Source organism: Aeromonas sp. Y311-2, assembly GCF_027706025.1.
GTDB lineage: Bacteria > Pseudomonadota > Gammaproteobacteria > Enterobacterales > Aeromonadaceae > Aeromonas > Aeromonas veronii.
The window spans coordinates 218,070-241,274 of the sequence record NZ_JAPDCL010000004.1 but is presented as its reverse complement, the minus strand read 5'-3'; the positions used below and the strand labels follow the sequence as shown (position 1 = coordinate 241,274).

The 23,205-nt window shown below is 59.3% G+C and carries 18 protein-coding genes; 12 read left to right on the top strand and 6 right to left on the bottom strand.

All coding sequences use genetic code 11. The annotated features are described in order from the left end of the window. Positions 1–77: 77 nt before the first annotated feature. Entirely contained in the window at positions 78–842 is a 765-nt protein-coding gene (locus OKC42_RS06265; protein WP_201990819.1) for a DODA-type extradiol aromatic ring-opening family dioxygenase, read from the bottom strand. A 166-nt stretch (positions 843–1,008) separates the two neighbouring features. Beyond that, positions 1,009–1,251, bottom strand: a complete 243-nt coding sequence (locus OKC42_RS06260) for a hypothetical protein (RefSeq protein WP_201990818.1) — start codon at positions 1,249–1,251, stop codon at positions 1,009–1,011. Positions 1,252–1,559: 308 nt separating this feature from the next. Between OKC42_RS06260 and pykF the strand changes: the two genes are divergently transcribed. From pykF to OKC42_RS06235, 5 genes are all read left to right on the top strand, one after another. Beyond that, a complete protein-coding gene (gene pykF / locus OKC42_RS06255; RefSeq protein ID WP_031227651.1) occupies positions 1,560–2,972 on the top strand; it encodes a pyruvate kinase PykF in 1,413 nt (470 codons plus the stop codon). 150 nt (positions 2,973–3,122) lie between these two features. Next, complete coding sequence (mscK, locus tag OKC42_RS06250; protein WP_201990817.1) at positions 3,123–6,452, top strand: mechanosensitive channel MscK; 3,330 nt, start codon at positions 3,123–3,125, stop codon at positions 6,450–6,452. Between the two features lie 406 nt (positions 6,453–6,858). Next, entirely contained in the window at positions 6,859–7,263 is a 405-nt protein-coding gene (locus OKC42_RS06245) for a hypothetical protein (RefSeq protein ID WP_270658996.1), read from the top strand. Between the two features lie 53 nt (positions 7,264–7,316). Beyond that, a complete protein-coding gene (locus tag OKC42_RS06240) occupies positions 7,317–9,332 on the top strand; it encodes a M13 family metallopeptidase (RefSeq protein ID WP_270819247.1) in 2,016 nt (671 codons plus the stop codon). A 338-nt stretch (positions 9,333–9,670) separates the two neighbouring features. Beyond that, positions 9,671–10,603 (top strand): GGDEF domain-containing protein, encoded by a 933-nt coding sequence (locus OKC42_RS06235; RefSeq protein ID WP_270658999.1) that lies wholly within the window; start codon positions 9,671–9,673, stop codon positions 10,601–10,603. Positions 10,604–10,701: 98 nt separating this feature from the next. On the opposite strand, the gene crr is transcribed toward OKC42_RS06235, so the two are convergent. The 4 genes from crr to cysK form a co-directional block, all read right to left on the bottom strand. Continuing rightward, a complete protein-coding gene (crr, locus tag OKC42_RS06230; protein WP_005338264.1) occupies positions 10,702–11,211 on the bottom strand; it encodes a PTS glucose transporter subunit IIA in 510 nt (169 codons plus the stop codon). 42 nt (positions 11,212–11,253) lie between these two features. Further along, positions 11,254–12,981: a phosphoenolpyruvate-protein phosphotransferase PtsI gene (gene ptsI / locus OKC42_RS06225; protein WP_019446785.1), complete on the bottom strand. Its 1,728-nt coding sequence runs from the start codon at positions 12,979–12,981 to the stop codon at positions 11,254–11,256. Positions 12,982–13,027: 46 nt separating this feature from the next. Then, positions 13,028–13,285, bottom strand: coding sequence for an HPr family phosphocarrier protein (locus OKC42_RS06220; protein WP_005338266.1), 258 nt, complete (start codon positions 13,283–13,285; stop codon positions 13,028–13,030). Positions 13,286–13,725: 440 nt separating this feature from the next. Then, a complete protein-coding gene (cysK, locus tag OKC42_RS06215) occupies positions 13,726–14,694 on the bottom strand; it encodes a cysteine synthase A (RefSeq protein ID WP_005338267.1) in 969 nt (322 codons plus the stop codon). Between the two features lie 159 nt (positions 14,695–14,853). Here cysK and OKC42_RS06210 point away from each other — a divergent pair, with 159 nt between their 5' ends. From OKC42_RS06210 to exeC, 7 genes are all read left to right on the top strand, one after another. Further along, a complete protein-coding gene (locus OKC42_RS06210; RefSeq protein WP_005350058.1) occupies positions 14,854–15,696 on the top strand; it encodes an AAA family ATPase in 843 nt (280 codons plus the stop codon). Positions 15,697–15,699: 3 nt separating this feature from the next. Continuing rightward, entirely contained in the window at positions 15,700–16,863 is a 1,164-nt protein-coding gene (locus OKC42_RS06205) for a vWA domain-containing protein (RefSeq protein WP_270659006.1), read from the top strand. A gap of 54 nt (positions 16,864–16,917) precedes the next feature. Next, positions 16,918–18,039, top strand: a complete 1,122-nt coding sequence (locus OKC42_RS06200; protein WP_139459968.1) for a beta-ketoacyl-ACP synthase III — start codon at positions 16,918–16,920, stop codon at positions 18,037–18,039. Positions 18,040–18,088: 49 nt separating this feature from the next. Beyond that, positions 18,089–19,534, top strand: coding sequence for an HD domain-containing phosphohydrolase (locus tag OKC42_RS06195; RefSeq protein ID WP_270659008.1), 1,446 nt, complete (start codon positions 18,089–18,091; stop codon positions 19,532–19,534). A 327-nt stretch (positions 19,535–19,861) separates the two neighbouring features. Then, a complete protein-coding gene (locus tag OKC42_RS06190; protein WP_216948210.1) occupies positions 19,862–21,430 on the top strand; it encodes an ExeA family protein in 1,569 nt (522 codons plus the stop codon). Next, positions 21,430–22,122 carry a GspB family T2SS assembly factor variant ExeB gene (exeB, locus tag OKC42_RS06185; RefSeq protein ID WP_201952052.1) on the top strand — a complete coding sequence of 231 codons (693 nt, stop codon included), beginning with the start codon at positions 21,430–21,432 and terminating at the stop codon, positions 22,120–22,122. Before OKC42_RS06190 ends, exeB begins: the two co-directional genes overlap by 1 nt. A 228-nt stretch (positions 22,123–22,350) precedes the next feature. Next, a complete protein-coding gene (gene exeC, locus OKC42_RS06180; RefSeq protein ID WP_270659163.1) occupies positions 22,351–23,184 on the top strand; it encodes a GspC family type II secretion system variant ExeC in 834 nt (277 codons plus the stop codon). Positions 23,185–23,205 lie beyond the last annotated feature (21 nt).

The window sequence follows — 23,205 nt, the reverse complement described above, 5'->3', positions numbered from 1 at the left end:
CACCAGTACCATCGGCTAAATCACTACACCGTACATAACAAGACCCCGCCAATTGGCGGGGTCTTGTTGAGAGGCTATCAGCCGAAGCGGTAGGCGCCCATATAGAGGCTGCCGCCATCCCAGCTTTCGTGCAGCCGGGTGGGCGCCACACCATCGGCCGACCCCAACGCAACAAAGAGCGGGCGCAGATGATCATCGTGGGGATGAGACTCCACCGCTCCGGGGGCCTGCTGGCGATAGTCGAGCAGCGCCAGCCGATCCTCGTCGGCCATCTTCTGCTCCAGCCAGTCGACAAACTGGCTGGCCCACTCCGGCACTGGCGAGCCTTCCGGTGCCAGCGCCCGCAGGTTGTGGGTGATGGCGCCGGAGGCGAGGATGCCAATCCCCTGACTGCGCAGCGCCCCCAATACCTCTCCCAGTTGCCACAACTGGGCCGGGGTGAAGCTCGCGGGAATGGAGATCTGCACCAGCGGGATCTCGCTGTTTGGGTCGATCAGGGAGAGCGGCGACCAGACCCCGTGATCCAGCTCGCGCCGCACCTGGGTGGCGGTCAGTCCGGCCAGTGCCAGCTGGTCGCTCACCCCTTGTTGCAGCCACTCGGGGCTGCTGGCAGGCCAGCGCATCCGGTAGAGGGGCTCGGGAAAACCGTAAAAGTCGTACATCAAGGCCGGTTTGGGCTCGACGTTGATCTGTAGCTCGCGGCTGAACCAGTGGGCGGAGATGACCACCAGCCCCTTGAGCTCACCCAGACGCAGGGTTCGCAAAAAGCGGGTGGCGGGTTGCTCACGCAGCACCAGATCCGGTGCGCCGTGCGAGATAAACCAGACGGGGGCGAGGGACATAAAGCAGACTCCAACAAAGTATCAGGGGCGATACCGGAGGGGATATCGCTGTTGGAATCGATTATCCCCCAGCCATTAAAGGTGAACAATCCAGCAAGATAGATAAGAACTATCAACCAATGGTTGATAATTTCACGCCTTCACGACAGGTAATCGGCAATAGATATCAAGGCTGAGGAGCATCCGGCAGCGGTCGGGCTACACGAAGCGCCATCCGGGTCTCTGCACTGTGATCCTGCCACTCTCGCCACGCCAATCCCTCGGCGGCCGCCTCCCCTTTCACTGGGAGGGAGAAAATCGCCAGCAGTCGCGCATTATCAGGCCAGTAGCGGGCTGGCAGCGTCTGAACCAGCAGCAGGGCGGCGCCCAGCAAGAGCAGAGCCCATCCGGTTTCATGGCTGTTTTTCATCCCGACCTCCTTCACCCGTGCGCCAATGAACTAACATTTTTGCGCAAGCCGGTGACAAGACGGTGACAGCGGACGGGTGGTCATTTTACAACATCTGAACCTCAACCCGGCCAAACAACCACAGATGGCAACATTTGTATCCCTTCAGCCCGAACCTGTGGCCGTATGCTCTAAAATGTGACTCACAGGAAAACGTTATCCCTGAAAAGAAAACGTTATCTGGTCAAAACGTTGTTTCTGGATCATAAAAAGATTCCAAAAACTGGTGTATATTGCTCGGCGGAAATTCCTTAACCATGAAGATTGACATGAAAAAGACCAAAATTGTCTGCACCATCGGTCCGAAGACCGAATCCAAAGAAATGCTGGCTAAAATGCTGGACGCCGGCATGAACGTCATGCGCCTGAACTTCTCCCACGGTGACTACGCCGAGCACGGCAGCCGCATCAGCAACCTGCGCGCTGTAATGGCCGAGACCGGCAAGCACGCAGCTATCCTGCTGGACACCAAGGGTCCGGAAATCCGCACCATGAAGCTGGAAGGCGGCAACGACGTCGCACTGGTCGCTGGCCAGACTTTCACCTTCACCACCGACCAGACCGTGGTTGGCAACAAAGACAAAGTGGCCGTGACCTATGCAGGTTTCGCCAACGATCTGCGCGTCGGCAACCGCATCCTGGTTGATGACGGCCTGATCGGTCTGGACGTTATCGAAATCACCGAGCGCGAAGTTATCTGTAAAGTGCTGAACAACGGTGACCTGGGCGAGAACAAGGGCGTTAACCTGCCGGGCGTCTCCATCAAGCTGCCGGCCCTGGCCGAGAAAGACAAGCGCGACCTGATCTTTGGTTGCGAGCAAGGCGTTGATTTCGTTGCTGCTTCTTTCATCCGCAAGAAAGAAGACGTTCTGGAAATCCGTGAGCACCTGAAAGCCCACGGTGGCGAGAACATCCAGATCATCTCCAAGATCGAAAACCAGGAAGGTCTGGACAACTTCGACGAGATCCTGGCTGTTTCCGACGGCATCATGGTTGCTCGTGGCGACATGGGTGTAGAGATCCCGGTTGAAGAAGTTATCTTCGCCCAGAAGATGATCATCGCCAAGTGCAACAAAGCCCGCAAAGTGGTTATCACTGCCACCCAGATGCTGGACTCCATGATCAAGAACCCGCGTCCGACCCGCGCCGAAGCTGGTGACGTGGCCAACGCCATCCTGGACGGTACCGACGCAGTCATGCTGTCCGGTGAATCCGCCAAGGGTAAGTACCCGCTGGAAGCCGTGACCATCATGGCAACCATTTGCGAGCGTACCGATGCCGTGATGCCGTCCAACCTGTCTGCTGCCAACGACAGCAACAAGCTGCGCATCACCGAGGCCGTATGTAAAGGCGCCGTAGAGACCTCCGAGAAGCTGGACGCCCCGCTGATCGTGGTCGCTACCGAAGGCGGCAAGTCTGCCAAGGCCATTCGCAAGTACTTCCCGAAAGCCTGGATCCTGGCTATCACCACCAACAAGAAAACTGCTGCCCAGCTGGTTCTGACCAAGGGTGTGGTTGCTCACGTGGTTGACAGCATCGCCTCTACCGACGATTTCTATCGCATCGGTAAAGAAGCCGCGCTGGAAATCGGCATGGGTCTGAAAGGTGACGTGGTTGTGATGGTCTCCGGTGCTCTGGTACCGAGCGGCACCACCAACACCGCTTCTGTTCACGTTCTTTAATCAGAGCTGAACGAGTTGAAAACGGCGCCTGCGGGCGCCGTTTTTTTTGTCCCTCCCCCCTGCTTACCTGACAAGCCCGGTGTTAGAATCCACGCGAATTTAATCTATGCGGGAAATCTCCCGAATATCGCGTAATAACCCGGAAGTTATATGCCCTCAATACGTTTTAAAAGAGTCTCGGCCACCCTGTTGCCGCTGCTCTGTCTCCTCGCCAGCCTCTGCGTGCCGCAAGCCATGGCGCAAGATGTCCCCTCTCGCAACGCAGTTCAGCGAGCGCTGGATGGTCTGGGTAAATCAGAGACCCTGACCGTCAGTCAGCAAGCGGATCAGAAGTTGCTGACCGAAACCCTCGCCCTGCTCGACAGCATCGACAAGGAAGAGGCGAAGGCCAAGACCCAGGCCCAGCGGATCCGCAACCTGCCCACCGAACTCAGAGAGATCAGCGCCAAGCTCGATGCCCTGACCAAGGGCAAGAGTGCCGAGCAGATCAAGAGCGAATACGCCAGCATGAGTCTGGCAGAGCTCGACAGCCGTCAGCCGGAAGTGCTGGCCAACATGCAGGCGGCCCAGGAGGCCCTCGGCGCCATCGGCAGCCAGCTCACCAGCTTGCAGACCCTGCCGGAGCGGGCCCAGGCCAGCATGAGCCGCGCCTACCAGCGCAGTCAGGAGATCCGTACCCGCCTCAACGCCGGTGAAAGCGTCTCCAGCGCCGAGAAGATGAAGCTCGGTGCCGAGCTGGCCCTGCTCGACCTGCAACTGGCCCACCTGCAAAAGGAGCTAGATAACCGTACCAGCATGCAGGATCTGGCGATCAAGCAGCGCGACTACCAGAGTGCCCGTCTCGCCAGCGAAGAGCAGAAACTGCAGCTGTTGCAGGATCAGAGCAGCGCCAAGCGCCTCGGCGACACCGAAAAAACCGCCGAGCAGACCGGTGAATTGGTGGCGACCGAAGACAGCCCGCTGGTGCAAAAAGAGCAGGAGCTCAACCACCAGCTCAGCCAGCAGCTGATCGGTGCCACTACCAGCCTCAACTCGCTGGTACAGAAAAACCTGCAAGCCAAGAGCTGGCTGGAGCGCGGCATCCAGACCGAGCGCAACCTCAATGAACAGGTGCAGATGCTCAAGGGTAATCTGCTGCTGTCGCGCATCCTCTATCAGCTCTACCAGCAGCTGGAAGCGGCACCCACCATCGCCGTCAAAAACCTGGAAGAGCAGATTGCCGATCTGCATCTGGCCCAGTTTGAACTGAGCCAGCAGCGTGACCAGCTGTTCCAGAAGAACCTCTATCTGGACAATCTGATCGCTAGCAGCAAGGATCCGGTGGGCGAGGAGGACAAGGAGAGCCTTGCCAAGCTGCTCGACACCCGCATCAATCTGCTCGATCAGCTCAACCGCCAACTCGACAGCCAGCTCACCAACGCCATCAGCCTGCAGCTGACCCAGCAGCAGCTGGCGCGGGTCTATGCCTCTATCGAATTTACCCTGCAGCAACACATCTTCTGGGTAAGCAGCAACAAGCCCATCGACAGCAAGTGGTTTATCAGCTGGCCCGCCCAGGCCTACAAACAGGCCTCCGACTGGGTATTGAAACCGGACTGGAAACGCTGGCGCGAAGAGCTCTTAGGGATCTCCCTGCTCGCCTTCCCGCTGCTGCTGATCGGCGGCCTGCTGGTCTGGAAACGCCCTGCGCTGGTTGAGCGCGAGAAGAAGATCACCAAGGACCTTGGCCGTTTCCGTCAGGACAGCCAGTGGCACACCCCGCGCGCCCTGCTCTATACCGTGCTGCAACGCCTGCCGGGCAGCATGTTCATTCTGGCTGGCGGTCTGCTGCTCACCTACTGCGGTCTGCTCAGTCCCAAGCTGATGTTCCAGATCACCCTGAACCTCGCCCTCGGTTATCTGGTGTTCAGCGTCTATCTGGCGGTGATGCGCCCGGGCGGTATCGCCGAAACCCACTTCCGGATCCCGAAAGCGGAGCTGCAGGCCAAGCGCAACAGCATGCGCTACATCTGGTTGCCACTGCTGCCGCTCATCATGCTCGCGACCAAGGCGGTGGTTGAACCCTCCACCCTGGGCAACGATGTGATCGGCCAGGCCATGACCCTGACCCTGCTGGGGCTGGCCGCCTATCTGGTGTTCCCCATCTCCCGCGCCCGCATCAAGGGCGAGGCGAGCATGCAGAAGTCGCTGATCGCCATTGCCCTGGCGCTGGCACCGGTGGCGCTGATCGTGCTGGCCGTGCTCGGTTACTACTACACCGCGCTGAAGCTGACCGGTCGCCTGATCGAATCCTTCTACCTCATCATCATCTGGAGCCTGGTCTACCGCACCGCTCTGCGTGGTCTGGAGCTGGCTGCCCGTCGTCTGGCCTACCGCCGTGCGGTGGCCAAGCGTGAGCACAAATCTTCGGAAGATGCGGAAGGTGGCGAGTCCATCGAAGAGCAGCCCATGGATCTGGAGGATGTCAGCCAGCAGTCCCTGCGTCTGACCCGTACCGTGCTGATGCTGATCTTCGGCGTCGCCTTCTACTGGCTCTGGTCCGATCTGGTCGCGGTCTTCTCCTACCTCGACAGCATGGTGCTGTGGCACCGCAGTGAAGGCACCGGCGCCAACGCCGTGCTCTTCCCCATCAGCCTGAGTGATGTGCTGATCGGCTTCCTGCTGCTCGGCGGTGCCTGGTCACTGGCGCGCAACCTGCCGGGCTTGCTGGAGGTGCTGGTGCTCTCCAAGCTCAACCTGGCTCAGGGGACCGCCTACGCCATCACCACCATGCTCAACTACGTGCTGATCGGCTTTGGCTCCCTCACCGCTCTCTCCATGATGGGTGTTCAGTGGGACAAGCTGCAGTGGGTAGCGGGTGGTCTGTCAGTCGGTATCGGTTTCGGCATGAAGGAGATCCTCTCCAACTTCGTCTCCGGCATCATCATCCTGTTCGAGCGTCCGGTGCGGATCGGTGACACCGTCACCATCGGCTCCTTCTCCGGTACAGTCTCGCGGATCCGCATTCGCGCCACCACCCTGACCGACTTCGACCGCAAAGAGGTGATCATCCCCAACCAGCAGCTGATGACAGAACGGCTCATCAACTGGTCGCTGAGTGACACCGTCACTCGGGTGATCGTGCGGGTGGGCGTGGCGTATGGCTCGGATCTCGAGCTGACCCGCACCCTGCTGAAACAGGCGGCCGACGAAAACAGTCGGGTGCTGAAAGACCCGGCTCCCATCGTCTACTTCCTCACCTTTGGCGCCAGCACCCTGGATCACGAGCTGCGCTTCTTCGTGAGCGAACTGGGGGATCGCAACCCGGCGGTGGACGAGTTGAACCGCAAGATCGACCAGCTGTTCCGCGAGAACGGCATCGAGATCGCCTTCAACCAGATGGATGTCTACATCAAGAACATGCAGGGCGAAGAGCAGAAGGTGGAGTCCAACTCCGCCGCCCTGCCGCCGCCAGCAGAAGATGGCAAGCAGCCAGCCTGATAGCGAACTGCATTAATCTGATAGCAACAGCCGCTCACCCAGGTGAGCGGCTTTTTTATGCCAGTTTATGGCGATAGAGACAGTTATCCATTGCCAACATGGCTGGCCGCCGCACAACAGGCAGCCATCACCCTTGATAAAATATAAAGAGAAATAAAATTTTAAAAACAAACACTTGCTACACACCACTACTTACCGCACAGATGAAACCTGCGCCCTTCTCCCCTCACCGCTTACCCATACCGCGCTCGCCCCGGCTCCCGGACTTTTATAACTTTTTTTAATTTTATTTGAGTGTCCTCTTCATCCTGACCATTGCAAAGTGGCGCCATTCCAGCGCCGGGCACTGTGACCACCGTCCGGCTGACACCGACTTGCTCATTTGATAATTGAAAGGATCCGAGAGATGAAACACTCCTTGATGGTAATGGGGTTGGCCGCCTGTCTGACATTGAGCGGCTGCCAGAATATGGATACCAAGAAAGTCCTGATAGGTGCAGCTGCGCTGGGTGCCATCGGCGCCGCTGGCTATTACGCCGGGAAAAAGTACAGCGATAACAAACACGAGCATGATGGCCAGCATGACGATAGCGATGACCAGCATATGGCCACCAGCAAGATGCCCCGTTACTGCTCGGGGGAAGCAGCCAGCAAATTCCATGTCTCCCCCCGCGATATCACCACCGAGTCGGCAGAAGAGAGTGGCCACAGATACAAGGTCTATGGCCAGTACGAGACCGACGATGATCTGGTCGACTTTACCTGCACCTTCAATCACGACGGTCGCTTCCTCTCGGTCGTTCGCAGCTGATTGGCCAGCGGTTACAGCCAATCACCACAGGCTCCCCATACAGGACACTCACGATGAAACAGCAACGCAGCATGATCGCCAGCCTCATTGCGCTGGCCCCATGCGCCGGTGCCGCCAGCGGCCACTCCGGGGTGGATCTGGCCAGCATGGATAACAGCGTGCGCGCGGCGGACGATCTGTTTCGCCACGTCAACGGCAACTGGCTGGCCCAGACCCAAATTCCGGATGACATGCCGGGGCAGACCATCGGCAATCTTTTGGCGGACAAGTCGCTGGAGGATCGCAAGGTGTTGCTGGAGGAGCTGCTCAAGCGCCCGCAACAAACCGGAACCCCTCGCCAGCAGATAGCCGACCTCTACGCCAGCTATCTGGATCAGGCCGGGCGGGATGCCAAAGGGCTGACCCCCATTCAGCCACTGCGCGATGAGATCATGGCCATCCATGATGGCGCCTCGCTAGCCACCTACTTTGCCCGGGTTAACAAGCTGGGCGGCGGCGCTCCCTTTGGTATCGGGTTCATGGCCGACAAGAAACAGCCTGACAGCTACGGGATCTACCTGCAGCAATCCGGCCTCGGTCTGCCGGATCGGGGCTACTACCTGAAAGCAGATGCCACCAGCAAGACACTGCGGGCCAGCTACGAGCAGTTCATTACCGCCCTGCTCAACCATGCCGGCGTCGAGGGGGCGAGCGAGCAGGCCCATCGCATTCTGGCGCTGGAGACCCGGCTCGCCAGCCTGCAGTGGGGCAGAGTCAAGCTGCGGGATGACAACCTCACCTACAACAAACTGCCCATCGCTCGCCTCAGTCAGTTGCTGCCCACCCTGGATTGGCAACGCTACCTGGCAGAGGCCGGTATCGCCGGGGAAACGGAGATCATCGTCAGTGAGCCGGACTATCTGGAGAAGCTGACCGCCGTGATGCAGGAGACCAGCATCGCGCAGTGGCAATCCTACTGCCTGTTCCATCTGCTACGCACTTATGCGCCCTATCTCGACAGCCAGAGCAATGCTCTGCACTTCGCTTTCTACGGTACAACCCTGAGCGGCATCCCCCGGCAGCGGGAGCCCTGGAAGCAGGCCATGGAGGTGCTGGACGACTATCTGGGTCAGGCGGTGGGCAAACTCTACGTGGAGCGCTACTTCCCGGCCGAAGCCAAGGCACAGATGGCGACCATGGTACGCAATCTGATCGCTGCCTATCGCCAGGAGATCGGTGGGCTCGACTGGATGTCTGCCCCGACCAAACAGCAGGCGCTGGCGAAACTAGAGAAGGTAAGGGTCAAGATCGGCTATCCCGACCAGTGGCAGGATTACAGCGCAATCGAGATCCGTCCCGATGATCTGGTCGGCAATGCCCAGCGCGCGGCCACGGTGCGTTACAACGAGCACCTTGCCCGCCTCCATCAACCGGTGGATCGGGAGGAGTGGTTCGACAATCCGCAGACGGTGAACGCCTACTACAACCCGAACAACAACGAGATCGTCTTCCCGGCCGCCATACTGCAACCACCCTACTTCGATCTGAAGGCGGATGATGCGGTCAACTATGGCGCCATCGGCGCGGTCATCGGTCACGAGCTGAGCCATGGTTTCGATGATCAGGGGGCCAAATTCGATGGCAACGGTGCCTTGCACAACTGGTGGGCTCCGGCCGACCTCAAGGAGTTCACCGCCAGAGCGCAAAAACTGGCAAAACAGTACGACCGTTTCGAGCCCATCATGGGGGAGCATGTCAACGGCCAGCTGACCCTTGGCGAGAACATCGGCGATCTCGGCGGCTTGACCATCGCCCACAAGGCGTACCGGCTCGCCCTGGGCAACCGCCTGCCAGCGGTGCTCGATGGCTTCACTGCCGAGCAGCGTTTCTTTATCGGCTGGGCGCAGGTGTGGAAAGGAAAGTACCGGCCCGAGCTCGCTGCCGTTCTGCTCAAGACAGATCCCCACTCGCCGCTGGAGTACCGGGTCAATGGCGTCGTCGCGAATATGCAGGCCTTCTATCACGCCTTTGCCATCAAGCCGGGAGACAAGCTCTATCTGCCACCTTCCGAGCGTGTGAAGATTTGGTGACCACCAGCAGGGGCCCTGGCCCGAAAAGCTCCAGCAGATGGACCACCTCCACCTGAGCTGAAGATGACCGACACAGGGAGTGTCTGTTTTACCCTGCCTGGTTTTTCCCGACCCACATGTGCCTGACCATGTGGGTTTTTTTGACCCTTTGCCCCGCCGTTTCTCCTCTGCCTGCCCAGCTTTCACCCGATACGGCCACGGCAAACAACCCCGCCATTTTCTCGCCTTTGCCATTGGCTGAAAAACCGGCGGCGTAACCGCCATAAATCGGTTTACCACCACACTGGTCTGACCTATGGTAAAGCATGTAAAAGATGCATCGTGGAGCCGCTTTTCCTATGAATGACCGAGAACTGCAACAGATCCTGTTTCGCTCCTTCGATGTGATCCCGCTGCCTATTCTGGTGTCAGAATCCATTGCCCGTCACGATGGCTGCTCACCCGACATGATCCCGCAGCGGCGCCACCGCTTCCTGAATAAAGCCTTTATTGAGCAGCTGGGCTACAACCTTGACGACCTGCCGGACATGGCCTCCTGGTTTCAGGTCGCATACCCGGATGAAGGGTATCGCCGCACCATCATCGACTCCTGGCACTCCCAGGTGGAACAGAGCTTGTCGCAAGGACTGGAGGTTGCCGAAATGCCTGCGCTGATCCGCTGCAAGAGCGGTCAGTCGCGCTGGTTTATCGTCACTGCCCAGCTGGGAGCCGATGCCATCCCGGATGGCCATATCGTCACCTTTCGCGATATCCACGACCTGCAGTGTATGGTGGAAGAGGTGAGCCGCCTCTCCTGCACCGATCCACTCACCGAACTGACCAACCGGCGCGGCGCCCAGCAACAGCTGCAGGCCCTTTGGTTGCAAGGTGAGCCCCTCTCGGTGGTACTGGGAGATATCGACCATTTCAAACAGGTCAATGACCGCTACGGCCACCCTGCGGGTGATGCCGCGCTCTGCGCCGTCGCCCACGCCATGGCGAGCCAGCTGTTGCCGGGGGAGAGTCTGGCCCGTTGGGGTGGAGAGGAGTTTCTGCTGATCCTGCCTGGTTGTGATATTGACCAGGCGGCACGGCGCGCCGAACAGCTGCGCCAGCATGTCAGTACCACCCGATTGCCATGGCAGGGGAAACAGCTCTCCCTCACCATCAGTCTGGGGTGTGCCAGCATGAAGGGGCAGGAGAGCATCGACTATCTGCTGATGATGGCCGACCGGGCCCTTTATCAGGCCAAGGATCAGGGCCGTAACCGGGTTGTCATCTCGACGGAATAGAGTGATCACCAGAAAGGGAAGCCGAGTCGCGGCCATAAAAAAACCGAAGCACAAGGCTTCGGTTTTTTACTGCGCAACTGGCGTGAGCCAGCCGGGCATTACTTCTTGATACGGATAACCGGGGTCTCGCCCACAGTCACGGCACCAGTCATTTTGATCAGCTCTTTGATCTCGTCCATGTTGGAGATGACAACCGGAGTCAGGGTAGACTTGGCTTTCGCTTCCAGAACGGCCAGATCGAACTCGATGATGGTGTCGCCGCGCTTGACCTGCTGGCCTTCCTGAGCGATACGCTTGAAGCCTTCGCCTTTCAGTTCAACGGTGTCGATACCGAAGTGAACGAACAGCTCGATACCGGAGTCGGATTCCAGAGAGAACGCGTGGTTGGTCTCGAAAATCTTGCCGATGGTACCATCGCACGGAGCAACCATCTTGTTGCCAGCCGGCTTGATGGCGATCCCGTCACCAACGATCTTCTCGGCGAAGACAACGTCAGGCACATCTTCGATCGGCACGATTTCGCCAGACAGCGGAGCAAAAATTTCGATGCCGCCGGTGTCAGAGCTATCGTCGGAAACCAGTTTCTTCAGTTTATCAAACAGACCCATATAAAGCTCCTAGAGATGATTTGTCGCTGTTTGCAGCCGATCTTAGCAGACTGCTTTCTGCTTAATAAAGTTATCTACGCATGCTTCGATTTCAGCGGCGGTGGCAAAGCTCAGTGCTTGATCAGCCATTGCCTTCACATCTTCGAAGTTGGTGTTGCGGATAAGCTTCTTGATACGCGGTACAGAGATGGCGCTCATGGAGAACTCATCCAGACCCATACCCAGCAGCAGCAGGGTAGCGCGCTCGTCACCAGCCAGTTCACCACACATACCGGTCCACTTGCCTTCGGCGTGGGACGCATCGATAACCATCTTGATCAGGGTCAGGACGGAGGGTGACAGCGGGTTGTACATGGCGGAGATCATCTCGTTACCACGATCGACAGCCAGAGTGTACTGGGTCAGGTCGTTGGTACCGATACTGAAGAAATCCACTTCCTTGGCCAGATGATGAGCCATCACGGCAGCGGCCGGGGTCTCGATCATGATACCCACTTCAATGGATTCATCAAAGGCTTTGCCTTCGGCACGCAGTTCGGCTTTCAGCGTCTCTACGGTCGCTTTCAGGCTACGGAACTCTTCGACAGAGATGATCATCGGGAACATGATGCGCAGTTTGCCGAAGGCAGACGCACGCAGAATGGCCCGCAGCTGTGCATGCATGATGTCTTCGCGGTCGAAGAAGATACGCACGGCACGCCAGCCCAGGAAGGGGTTCATCTCTTTCGGGAAATTCATGTAGGGCAGCTCTTTGTCGCCGCCAATGTCCATGGTACGCACGATGATCGGCTGATCCGGCATCGCTTCGGCCACTTCTTTGTAGGCTTTGAACTGCTCTTCTTCGGTCGGCAGCGCGTCACGATCCATGAACAGGAACTCGGTACGGTACAGACCCACGCCTTCGGCGCCATTGCGGATGGCACCCTCGGTATCCTTGACGGTACCGATGTTGGCGCACACTTCGACCTGGTGACCATCCAGTGTGATGGCAGGCAGATCTTTCAGCTTGGCCAGCTCATCTTTCTCGGCCTGGAACTGAGCCTGGAATTTCTTGGCTTCGGTCAGCTGTTCCGCAGTCGGATTGATGATGATCTGGTTGTTGATCGCATCCAGCACCAGCATGTCACCGTTCTTGACGCGCTCGGTGATGTCGTTGGTGCCTACCACGGCCGGCAGCTCCAGGGAGCGGGCCATGATGGAGGTGTGAGAGGTACGGCCACCGATGTCGGTGACGAAACCCAGCACATATTTCAGGTTGATCTGAGCGGTTTCAGACGGGGTCAGGTCTTTGGCGACCAGGATCACCTCTTCGTCGATGGTGCTCAGGTTGACAACGGCGATGCCCAGTACGTTCTTGACCAGACGGGTGCCGATGTCACGGAAGTCGGTAGCGCGTTCGCGCAGATAAGGGTCATCCAGCTCGGCCATCATCTTGGCGTACTGTTCGATCACCTCATAGATGGCTTTGTCAGCGGAAGCCTTGTTCTCTTTGATGAAGGATTTGATATCCCCTTCCAGCTCCTCATCTTCGAGCAGCATGATGTGGCCTTCGAAGATGGCCTCTTTTTCCTCACCGAAGGTGCGACCGGCCATCTCTTTGATGGCTTCCAGCTGGGTAGCTGACTTGGTACGAGCTTCGAGGAAACGGTTGATCTCGGCATCAATCTGGTCAGCAGAGATTTTGCCCTGATTGATAACGATTTCATCTTCTTTAAGAAGAAGCGCCTTACCGAATGCGATACCGGGGGACGCAAGAATGCCAGATATCATAATCCTTCCTATTAAAACGACTGTGGGGGAGGAATCTAAAGCTGGATTACTCCAGCTCGTCCATCAGGGCAACCAGCTTCTCAACAGCTTGCTGAGCATCCGGGCCGTCAGCCTGGATAGTTACGTTGGTACCCTTGGTCAGGCCCAGGGTCTGCAGCTTGAACAGGCTCTTGGCGCTGGCGGACTTGCCACCGGAGACCACAGTGATCTCGCTTTGGAATTCTTTGGCTTCTTTCACGAACTGAGCTGCCGGACGGGTGTGCAGGCCGTTTTCAGCAGTAATAACAACAGACTTCTCGTACATGGTTTCACCCCATATTATTGATATTTTTTGGTGGATTGGTCGTTTTTGAGGCAACCTGACCCACCGTGTCAGTATGGATATGTTGTAAAGTAACGAAAGCAGACCCGCAATGGTTTAATCCAGGTCAAGTTTCTGTGCAGTAATCGGCGCGCTGGTTGGCAATTTTCAGTTATTGGGCTACAAGCCGCATCAGGACTGGCCTGAAATTATTTTATAACGAAAAATAACACTTTGTTACTTTGTGATACCCAGCCAGCAAACACCGCGTGACGCCGCACAGGATATGAGATTTAGAGCGGAATGTCTGCTTTTTTTCTCACTCCGGAACTTGTTATTTTACCCCAAAAAATAAGGATCAAGTGACACTAACAGGGGTTGAGTCTAGCCCATAAAGAAGCGGCGCTCCTGGGAGCGCCGCTGTTTTGAAAGATTCCGATCAGTTACTGCTGCAGCTCCTGCTCGCTGAACACCCCGGCAAACAGGGCGCTAGAGAGGTAACGCTCCGCCGCACTCGGCAGGATGACCACAATGGTTTTGCCCGCAAATTCCGGCAGCTCGGCAAGACGGCTGGCAGCCACCACCGCAGCACCGGAGCTGATACCGGCCAGGATCCCCTCCTCCTCCATCAGGCGGCGAGCCATCTCGATGGCTTCGTCACTGGTCACCTTCTCCACCCGATCGATGAGGGAGAGGTCCAGGTTGCCCGGGATAAAGCCGGCGCCGATCCCCTGGATCTTGTGTGGGCCCGGTTTGATCTCTTCCCCGGCCAGCTTCTGGCTGATGACCGGCGACTCGGCCGGTTCGACCGCAACAGAGACCACCGCCTTGCCTTTCGTCTGCTTCAGATAGCGGGAGACCCCGGTAATGGTGCCGCCGGTACCGACCCCGGCTACGAACACATCCACTTCGCCGTCAGTGGCATCCCAAATCTCGGGGCCGGTGGTCTTTTCGTGGATCTCCGGGTTGGCCGGGTTTTCAAACTGTTGCAGCAACACATACTTGCCCGGCTCGGATTCGAGGATCTCGTTGGCCTTGGCAATGGCCCCCTTCATGCCGAGCGGCCCTTCGGTCAGCACCAGATTGGCACCGAGCGCCTTGAGCAGCTTGCGGCGCTCCAGGCTCATGGTGGCCGGCATGGTCAGGGTGATGGGATAGCCGCGAGCTGCCGCGACAAAGGCCAGAGCAATACCCGTGTTGCCGCTGGTGGGCTCGATAATCTCCTTACCCTTGGTCAGGATACCGCGCTTCTCGGCATCCCAGATCAGGTTGGCACCGATACGGCACTTGACGCTGAAGCTGGGGTTGCGGCTCTCGATCTTGGCCAGCACGCGGCCTTTGGTAACACGGTTGAGACGAACCAGCGGGGTGTGACCGATAGTCTGGCTGTTGTCCTCAAAAATTTTGCTCATGGTGCTATCCCTGTGTTTGTTACGACGATGAAACAAGATTACCCTGTGGTTTATGAATGAGAAGTGACTATTCGTTATAACCATATGGTATTACAACATATAGAGCTTATTCTCTCTGGCCCCTGACTCCGGGAGCCAATCGTCAAAGGAACCGACGTTATGGGATTTTCAGGAAGCAGCCAGTATCTCGCCTCCGATGCATTGAAGATGGCAGTCAATGCCGCCATCACCCTCGAAAAACCGCTGCTGATCAAAGGGGAGCCGGGCACCGGCAAGACGGTACTGGCAGAAGCGGTCGCCGACCATCTCGGCACCGATCTCATTGCCTGGCATATCAAGTCCACCACCAAGGCCCAGCAGGGACTCTACGAATATGATGCGGTGGCCCGGCTGCGGGACTCCCAGCTCGGCGACCCCAGAGTGGCCGATATCAGCCACTACATTCGTAAAGGCAAGTTGTGGCAGGCCTTCAGCGCCGAGCAGCGACCTGTGCTGCTGATCGACGAGATCGACAAAGCCGACATCGAATTCCCCAACGATCTGCTGCTGGAGCTGGATCGGATGGAGTTCGACGTCTACGAAACCGGCGAGCGAGTCAAGGCGCGCCAGCGGCCGGTGGTCATCATCACCTCCAACAACGAAAAAGAGCTGCCGGACGCCTTCCTGCGCCGCTGTTTCTTCCACTACATCCGCTTCCCCGACAAGGCCGAGATGCAGGCCATCGTCAAACTCCACTACCCCGACCTCAAGGAGAGCCTGCTTGGCGAGGCAATGGAGCTCTTCTTCGAGCTGCGCGAGGTAGAGGGACTGCGCAAGAAACCCTCCACCTCGGAGCTGCTGGACTGGATCCGCCTGCTCTTGGCCGACGATATCGCCCCCGAGGCGATGCGTGCCCGCGAGCCCGGCAAGCTGGTGCCCGCGCTATATGGCGCCCTGCTCAAGACCGAGCAAGACCTGCATCTATTCGAGAAGCTCGCCTTTCTGGCACGGCGCGGCAGCTGACCCATGCTGATCGACTTTTTTACCCACCTGCGCCGCCACAAACTCCCGTGCAGCCTGCGCGAGTTGCTGGACTTGCACGCCGCACTGGCGGCCCGACTGGTCGCTGTCGATATGGACGAGTTCTACCAGCTCTCCCGCTGCCTGTTGGTAAAAGACGAGGCCCACTACGATCGCTTCGATCGCGCCTTCGCCGAATACTATGAGGGGCTGGACGCCATCCCCCTGCTGCCGGAAAACCTGCCCGAGGAGTGGCTGCGCAAGGAGTTCGAGCGACTGTTGAGCCCAGAGGAGAAGGCGCTGCTCAAATCCCTCGGCGGACTCGACAAGCTGCTGGAGACCCTTAACCAGCGATTAAGCGAGCAGAAAGAGCGCCACGCCGGCGGCAACAAATGGGTGGGGACCGGTGGCAGCAGCCCGTTTGGCCACGGCGGTTTTCACCCCGAGGGGGTGCGCATGGGTGGAGAGGGGCAGCACGGTAAGGCGGTCAAGGTGTGGGAGGCCCGACACTATCGCAACTTCAGCGATGACTCGCCGCTCGGCCAGCGCGCCATCCAGCTGGCACTGCGCAAACTCAGGCGCTGGGTGCGCAAGGGCAACCCGGACGAGCTGGATCTCGACGACACCATAAAAAGCTCTGCCCGCCAAGGGTGGCTCGATGTGAAGCTGCGACCCGAGCGCCACAACGGGGTGAAGCTATTGGTCTTTTTCGATGTGGGAGGCTCCATGGATGCCCACGTGGCCGAGGTGCAGCGCCTCTTCTCGGCGCTGCGCCACGAGTTCAAGCATCTGGAGTACTTCTATTTTCACAACTGCCTCTACGACTTCGTATGGAAGGATAACGCCCGCCGCTTTGAGGAGCGGTTCGATACCCTGCGGCTGCTGCGCACCTATGGCAGCGACTACCGGGTGATCCTGGTGGGGGATGCCACCATGGGCCCCTACGAGATCACTTGGCCGGGCGGCAGTGTCGAGCAGTGGAACGAGGAGTCGGGTCAGGTGTGGCTTACCCGATTGCAGCAGCACTTTCCCAAACTGGTGTGGATCAACCCCACCCCGCGGCGGGAGTGGCTCTGGCATCCCTCCATCAAGCTGATGAATGACGTGGTTGGCGGACGGATGCATCCGCTGACCCTGGCGGGTCTCGCTGCGGCGATCGACCAGCTGTAACCCTCTCTACCCTATAAACCGACAAGCCGGGAACGCACCCGGCGAGGAGCAAAGATGACCTCTATCGTGATCAGTGGCTCAGGCCTCTATACCCCACCCTTTGCCGTCAGCAATGAAGAGCTGGTGGCCGCCTTCAACCAGTATGTGGATCTCTACAACGAGGAGAACGCCTCCGCCATCGACGCCGGCCAGCTTCCCGCCAAGCAGCACTCCAGCTGCGAGTTCATCGAGAAGGCCTCCGGCATCAAGAGTCGTTATCTGGTGAGCCGAGAGGGAGTGCTCAACCCCGACATCATGCAGCCGCTGCTGGCGGAGCGGCCCGATGAGATGCCCTCCATCATGGTGGAGATGGCGGTGGCCGCCGCCGAGCAGGCACTGATCGCCGCCGGCCGCGAGCCCGGCGAGATCGATTTGGTGATCGTGGCCGCCTCCAACATGCCGCGCCCCTACCCAGCGCTGGCCATCGAGCTGCAGCACTATCTGGGGGCGAGCGGCATGGCCTTTGATATGAACGTGGCCTGCTCGTCCGCCACCTTCGGCATCAAGACAGCCGCCGACATGCTGGCGGCTGGCACCGCCAACGTGGCGTTGGTGGTCAATCCGGAGATCTGCTCGGGGCACCTCAATTTCCGCGATAGAGACAGTCACTTTATCTTCGGCGATGCCTGCACCGCGGTGCTGCTAGAGCGGGAGGCCGATTGCAAGGTGGCCAATCCGTGGCAACTGGTGGCCAGCAAGCTGGTGACCCAGTACTCCAACAACATCCGCAACAACTTCGGCTTTCTGAACCGGCTGAGCCCGCGCACCCGCTACGGCGACGACAAGCTGTTTCGCCAGCAGGGGCGCAAGGTGTTCAAGGAGGTGTTGCCGCTGGTGTGCGACCAGATAGCCAACCAGCTCGATGAGCAGGGCTGGCCTGCCGAGAGCCTGAACCGGCTCTGGCTCCATCAGGCCAACCTCACCATGAACCAGTTCATCGGTCGCAAGCTGCTGGGCCACGATGCCAGCCAGCAGGAGGCGCCGGTCATTCTTGATAGCTATGGTAATACCAGCTCGGCGGGTTCCATCATCGCGTTTCATCTGTACAATCGCGACCTTCCTGCGGGGGCTCGCGGCGTACTGTGCTCCTTTGGCGCTGGCTACTCCATCGGTAGCTTGCTGCTGCGGCGCCTGTAATGGCGGGCCTCCCGCCGACATAACAATAACCAGCAACATGGGTGGGAATATGCAGAGGATCACGGGGCGCTGCGCCCTGCACTACGGGGTAACCCTGTCACTATTTTGTCTCTATGGCTGGCAGGTTTGCCCGTTTCTCGAGAGTCTCACCCTGCCCCAGTTGCTGGGGCCAACCCTGGTGACGTTCGCCATCATGTTCGCCGTACGCAATTGGCTGCTCTCAAGGCGGCCCCTGCCGCGCAACGGGCTGGACGGGTTTGGACTGGAGGTGGGTTTCTACCTGCTGGGAGCACTGCTGCTCTCGGGCTACAACGCCCTGACCCACGACTTCCCGCTGGAGAGTCACCTCAAGGTGCTGCTGGGGATGACCACCCTCGGCTTTCTGGTGGCGGCCGATCTGACCCTGGAGCGGGATTGGAATCGGGCCAGAACACGGCAAGCCGAGCAGAGCCTGGCTCTGAGCCACCCGCTGGCCATGCCGATGCCACGCAAGTTCACCCTCTTTACCCTGGCTACCCTCACCCTGCTGGGGGGGGTCTTCTTCTTGCTGTTCAACAAGGATCTGGAGTGGCTGGTGACGGTGGAGCGCAGCCTGCCGAGGGTCGATGCCCAGCACTACATCCTGTGGGAGATCGCCTTCGTGATGACGGTGACCTTCTGTTATCTCGCCCTCATAATTCACGGTTATGGTCGCAATCTCGGCCTATCCCTGCGCCAGCAGACCAGCACAATGGCCAGAGTACAGTGTGGTGACTTCGACGCCCGGGTGCCGGTCACCCGGGATGACGAGTTTGGCCTTATCGCCGCCAGCACCAATCAGATGATCGGTGAGCTGAAATCCCGCAGCGACGAGCTCAACCTGACCCGTGACGTGGCCATCCTTGGCCTCGCCTCGCTGGCGGAGACCCGGGACAACGAGACCGGCGCCCATATCATCCGCACCCAGCATTATGTGAAGGCGCTGGCGCAATACCTCAGTCGCAGCGATTGGGATCGCTATCCGCTCGATGACGCCACCATCGACCTGCTGTTCAAATCGGCCCCGCTGCACGATGTGGGCAAGGTGGGCATTCCCGATGCCATCCTGCTCAAACCGGGCAAGCTGACCGACGAGGAGTTCGCCATCATGAAGCGCCACCCGCAGATCGGCGCCGATGCGCTGGCGAGCGCCGAGGCGCAGCTGGGCTCCAACTCCTTCTTGCGGCTAGCCCGGGAGATCTCCCTCACCCACCACGAAAAGTGGGATGGCAGCGGCTATCCGGCTGGGCTGGCGGGTGAGGACATTCCCCTCTCCGGGCGTTTGATGGCGGTAGCGGATGTCTACGATGCCCTCATCTCGAAACGGGTCTACAAACCTGCTTTCAGCCATGAGGAAGCGAAGGAGATCATCGTGAAGGGGAGCGGCAGCCATTTTGATCCCGGCATTGTCGCGGCGTTTCTCGCCTGTGAGGCGCAGTTCAGGGAGATTGCCGCGCAGTTTCAGGATCACCACTGAGCAAGTACATTCCGACCAGCTTGCCCTGATGGCTGACAGGGCAACCGGCGTCATAAATTGTACACAAACAGGTCTGACCATTGCCGGTTCAGCGCCATGCTGACGGCCTTTGCCAGGCCGCGCCCATATTGATATTTCCCTTTATTTACAGCTATTTTTTGTCATTTTGTGATCCGGACTTGTGCCGATGACGCAACCGGGATCACAAGATGGCAGGAAAAGGCCGCAATTTGCCCTCCGGCGCCAATGATGGCTTCCAATGAAAGCGAGGTTTGCTATCATCCGGAGACATTTTTCATCTGTCGCCGGCTACAAAAGAATACCCTCATGTACACACAGTTCTTCGGCCTCTCGGAACACCCGTTTTCCATCTCGCCCAATCCCAAGTACCTCTATATGAGCGAGCGCCACGGCGAAGCCCTTGCTCATCTCAACTATGGATTGCAGGATGGCGGCGGCTTTGTGCTGCTGACCGGCGAAGTGGGCACCGGCAAAACCACCGTCTCCCGCTGCCTGCTGCAACAGCTGCCCGCCGAGACCGAGATCGCCTATATCCTCAACCCCTCCCTGACCGAACGGGATCTGCTGGCCGCCATCTGCGACGAGTTTCAACTCCCCTATCCCGAGGATGCCGGGATCAAGCGGCTGTTCGACCTTATTCGCGATCACCTGCTGGCCAACCTGGCGGCAGGCAAGCGCAGCGTGGTACTGGTGGATGAGGCGCAGCACCTGCTGCCCGGCGTACTGGAGCAGCTGCGCCTGCTCACCAACCTCGAAACCGACGAACGAAAACTGCTGCAGGTGGTGCTGATCGGTCAGCCCGAGCTGCAACAGATGCTGCGCCAACCCCTGCTGCGTCAGCTGGCCCAGCGCATTACCGCCCGCTATCACCTGCTGCCGCTCTCCCACAGCGATGTGGATGCCTACGTCCGCTTCCGGCTGCAAGTTGCAGGCTGCGTACAACCCATCTTCACCCCGCGCGCCATCAAGACGCTCCATCGCCTGAGTGGCGGCATCCCCCGTTTCATCAACCTCATCTGCGACCGCGCCCTGATCGCCGCTTTCGCCCGTGGCAGCTACAAGATTGTCCACAGCGATATCAGCCAGGCCGCCTTCGAGGTCAATGGCGTGCGGGACGAAGGAAGCTGGGCCTCCGGTCTGATGGTGACGCTGGCGGGCGCCCTGCTGGTGGCCGCAGGCTGGTGGGGTTGGCAATTTTTCGGCGTGTTCCCTACCCGTCCGGTAGTCAAGGTCGAGGTGCCGGTCACCATCGACGAGACCGCCGAGCAGCAGGAGCAGCTGACCGAGGCAATCAATCAGGCCATCGACCCCGACAGCGCCATGCAGAATCTCTATCGGGTCTGGGGTTATGAACCGGAACCGTTCGACGCAACCTGCGATAACGCCCCCCGTGCCGGTCTGCGCTGTCAGGAGGGCGAGGCGAGCCTTGACGAGCTGCGCGCCCTGCAGTATCCCGCCATGATCACGCTCACTGACCAGACTGGCGGCCTCTACTACGCGACCCTGGTCAATCTGGGGCCGAACAAGGCCAGCCTGATGATAGGTGACCAGAGCTGGCAGGTGGATCGCCAGTGGCTCAGCGACAACTGGGGCGGCAGCTACACCCTGCTCTGGCGCATGCCGAAAGGGGGCGTCAGCCTGATTGCCAGCAATGCCGGTCAGACCCAGATCCAGTGGCTCGACAACGCCCTCAGCCGTGCGTTGCAACAACCCGAGCGCAAGGTGCGCCGTTTCGATGGCGAGCTCAAGAACAAGCTGCAGCAGTTCCAGCGAGATCAGGGGCTCACCCCTGATGGCATCGCGGGCAGCAACACCCTGCTGCGTCTCAACGCCCTCTCCGGTGAACCCATGCCCAGACTGGAGGAGGCCTCCTGATGTCTACCCTGCTCAAGGCGCTGCGCCGTGCGCAGCAACCGCAACTCTCCGCCCATATTCCGGCCATGGGCTTGCCCATGCCCCGGGAAGAGGAGCGCAGCCCACGCCGCATCGGCTGGCTGCTGGCTCCCCTGGCCTTGCTGCTGGGGGCGGGCGCCAACTATGGCTGGCATCTGATCCACCTGCGCCCCATCGAGGAGAAGGTGGAGGTGAAAGAGGTGATCACTCCACCCTTCGTGCGGGTCGAACCCAAGGCGATGGTGACTCGTCCGCTGCCCCCGCCCCTGCCGGAGCCGGTGGCCCAACCCAGAGCAGTGGCCAAAAACGAGGGGGTAAGTCAGGGGAATACCCCCACGCTGAGTCTGGCCGAGCAGCTGATGAAAGCCCTCAATGAAACCCCATTGCAGGAGGCGCCACACGCCGCCAGCCAGAACGTGCAACCAGCCCAGTTGATGGCGCTGGGCTCGGCGCCCCAGTCGGTGCGCCAGCAGGTACCGCAATTGAGCTACGGCTCTCATGTGTTCTCCTCCAACCCCGCCAAGCGGGCCGTGGTGCTCAATGGCCGGGAATACCGGGAAGGGAGCGAAATCGCCCCAGGGGTCGTGCTCGCTACCATCGACCAGCAATACATAGTGCTGCAGGTCGCCGGACAGAGCGTGACCCTCAAGGCGCTGCAGGATTGGCGAGGATGAGTACGCACCGTACCCTGATGTTCGCTGGCAAGCAGCGATACACCTCACCTGAGTGCCACTTTTGTGAGCATTCAAAGGTTTACGGTGTGATGAAATATCCATTTTTACGGTTTGGCGCGCCCCGACCCGTTGTGTCACAGCACTCCGCCGTACACAATACGCAGCCGCCCCAGAGCCTGGAATATGTTGATTAATATGACGCTACGATTCAGGGATGACATCTTGACCATGCTGCTGGCCCAGTGCCGACGGCTTCCCATGACCAGAGTCACCCAGGTGGCCTTTCTGGCGCTGCTGATCATGCTGGCCCAGCACAGCGCCGCCCTCACCTGGCGTCTGCTCACCCTGGCAAGCCCGCAAACCAGCCAACCGTGGCAACCCTCCGCCGTGGCGGTCAACGGCCAGAGCAACCCGCGCCTTGAACTGGGCGAGGTAAGCCGACTGGCGCTGTTTGGCAAGGCGATCCCCAAGGCGCAAGCCAAAGCCGCCGTGGCCGCCAATGCGCCGCGTACCCAGCTCAATGCCCAGCTCAACGGAGTGTTGGCCAGCTCGGATCCCGCCAAATCCATCGCCATCATCGCCATGTCCGGCATCCAGAACTCCTACGGGGTCGGTGACATGATTGACGGCACCCAGGCGCGGATCCGGCAGGTCTATCCGGATCGGGTGATCATCGAGCGGGATGGCCGCGACGAGACCCTGATGCTGGATGGCGAGGAGTATGGCAAGCCGCTGCCGCAGACCAACGCCGCCCCCCTTGGCTCCCTGCGCAGCGAGCTGATGGCTGATCCGGGCAAGATCACCGATTACCTCAATATTTCACCGGTTCAGGTGGATGGCCGCATGACCGGCTATCGCCTCAATCCGGGCAGCAATCCTGAGTTTTTCAACCAGAGCGGGCTGCAGGCCAATGACCTGGCCATCAGCATCAACGGGCTGGATTTACGGGACAACATGCAAGCCATGCAGGCGATGCAGCAGATGGCTGGCGCAACGGAAATGACAGTGACCGTCGAGCGACAGGGCGAACAGTTCGACATCTATGTGCGCTTGTCAGAATAATGATTTGGAGTCGTACCAATA

Bases quoted from the DNA above. Each gene is read 5' to 3' on its own strand.
- OKC42_RS06265 (WP_201990819.1), bottom strand. From the start codon at position 842: ATGTCCCTCGCCCCCGTCTGGTTTATCTCGCACGGCGCACCGGATCTG.
- OKC42_RS06205 (WP_270659006.1), top strand. From the start codon at position 15,700: ATGCTGATCGACTTTTTTACCCACCTGCGCCGCCACAAACTCCCGTGC.
- mscK (WP_201990817.1), top strand. From the start codon at position 3,123: ATGCCCTCAATACGTTTTAAAAGAGTCTCGGCCACCCTGTTGCCGCTG.
- pykF (WP_031227651.1), top strand. From the start codon at position 1,560: ATGAAAAAGACCAAAATTGTCTGCACCATCGGTCCGAAGACCGAATCC.
- OKC42_RS06260 (WP_201990818.1), bottom strand. From the start codon at position 1,251: ATGAAAAACAGCCATGAAACCGGATGGGCTCTGCTCTTGCTGGGCGCC.
- OKC42_RS06210 (WP_005350058.1), top strand. From the start codon at position 14,854: ATGGGATTTTCAGGAAGCAGCCAGTATCTCGCCTCCGATGCATTGAAG.
- crr (WP_005338264.1), bottom strand. From the start codon at position 11,211: ATGGGTCTGTTTGATAAACTGAAGAAACTGGTTTCCGACGATAGCTCT.
- OKC42_RS06195 (WP_270659008.1), top strand. From the start codon at position 18,089: ATGCAGAGGATCACGGGGCGCTGCGCCCTGCACTACGGGGTAACCCTG.
- OKC42_RS06220 (WP_005338266.1), bottom strand. From the start codon at position 13,285: ATGTACGAGAAGTCTGTTGTTATTACTGCTGAAAACGGCCTGCACACC.
- OKC42_RS06200 (WP_139459968.1), top strand. From the start codon at position 16,918: ATGACCTCTATCGTGATCAGTGGCTCAGGCCTCTATACCCCACCCTTT.
- exeC (WP_270659163.1), top strand. From the start codon at position 22,351: ATGCTGCTGGCCCAGTGCCGACGGCTTCCCATGACCAGAGTCACCCAG.
- cysK (WP_005338267.1), bottom strand. From the start codon at position 14,694: ATGAGCAAAATTTTTGAGGACAACAGCCAGACTATCGGTCACACCCCG.
- OKC42_RS06240 (WP_270819247.1), top strand. From the start codon at position 7,317: ATGAAACAGCAACGCAGCATGATCGCCAGCCTCATTGCGCTGGCCCCA.
- OKC42_RS06235 (WP_270658999.1), top strand. From the start codon at position 9,671: ATGAATGACCGAGAACTGCAACAGATCCTGTTTCGCTCCTTCGATGTG.
- ptsI (WP_019446785.1), bottom strand. From the start codon at position 12,981: ATGATATCTGGCATTCTTGCGTCCCCCGGTATCGCATTCGGTAAGGCG.
- OKC42_RS06245 (WP_270658996.1), top strand. From the start codon at position 6,859: ATGAAACACTCCTTGATGGTAATGGGGTTGGCCGCCTGTCTGACATTG.
- exeB (WP_201952052.1), top strand. From the start codon at position 21,430: ATGTCTACCCTGCTCAAGGCGCTGCGCCGTGCGCAGCAACCGCAACTC.
- OKC42_RS06190 (WP_216948210.1), top strand. From the start codon at position 19,862: ATGTACACACAGTTCTTCGGCCTCTCGGAACACCCGTTTTCCATCTCG.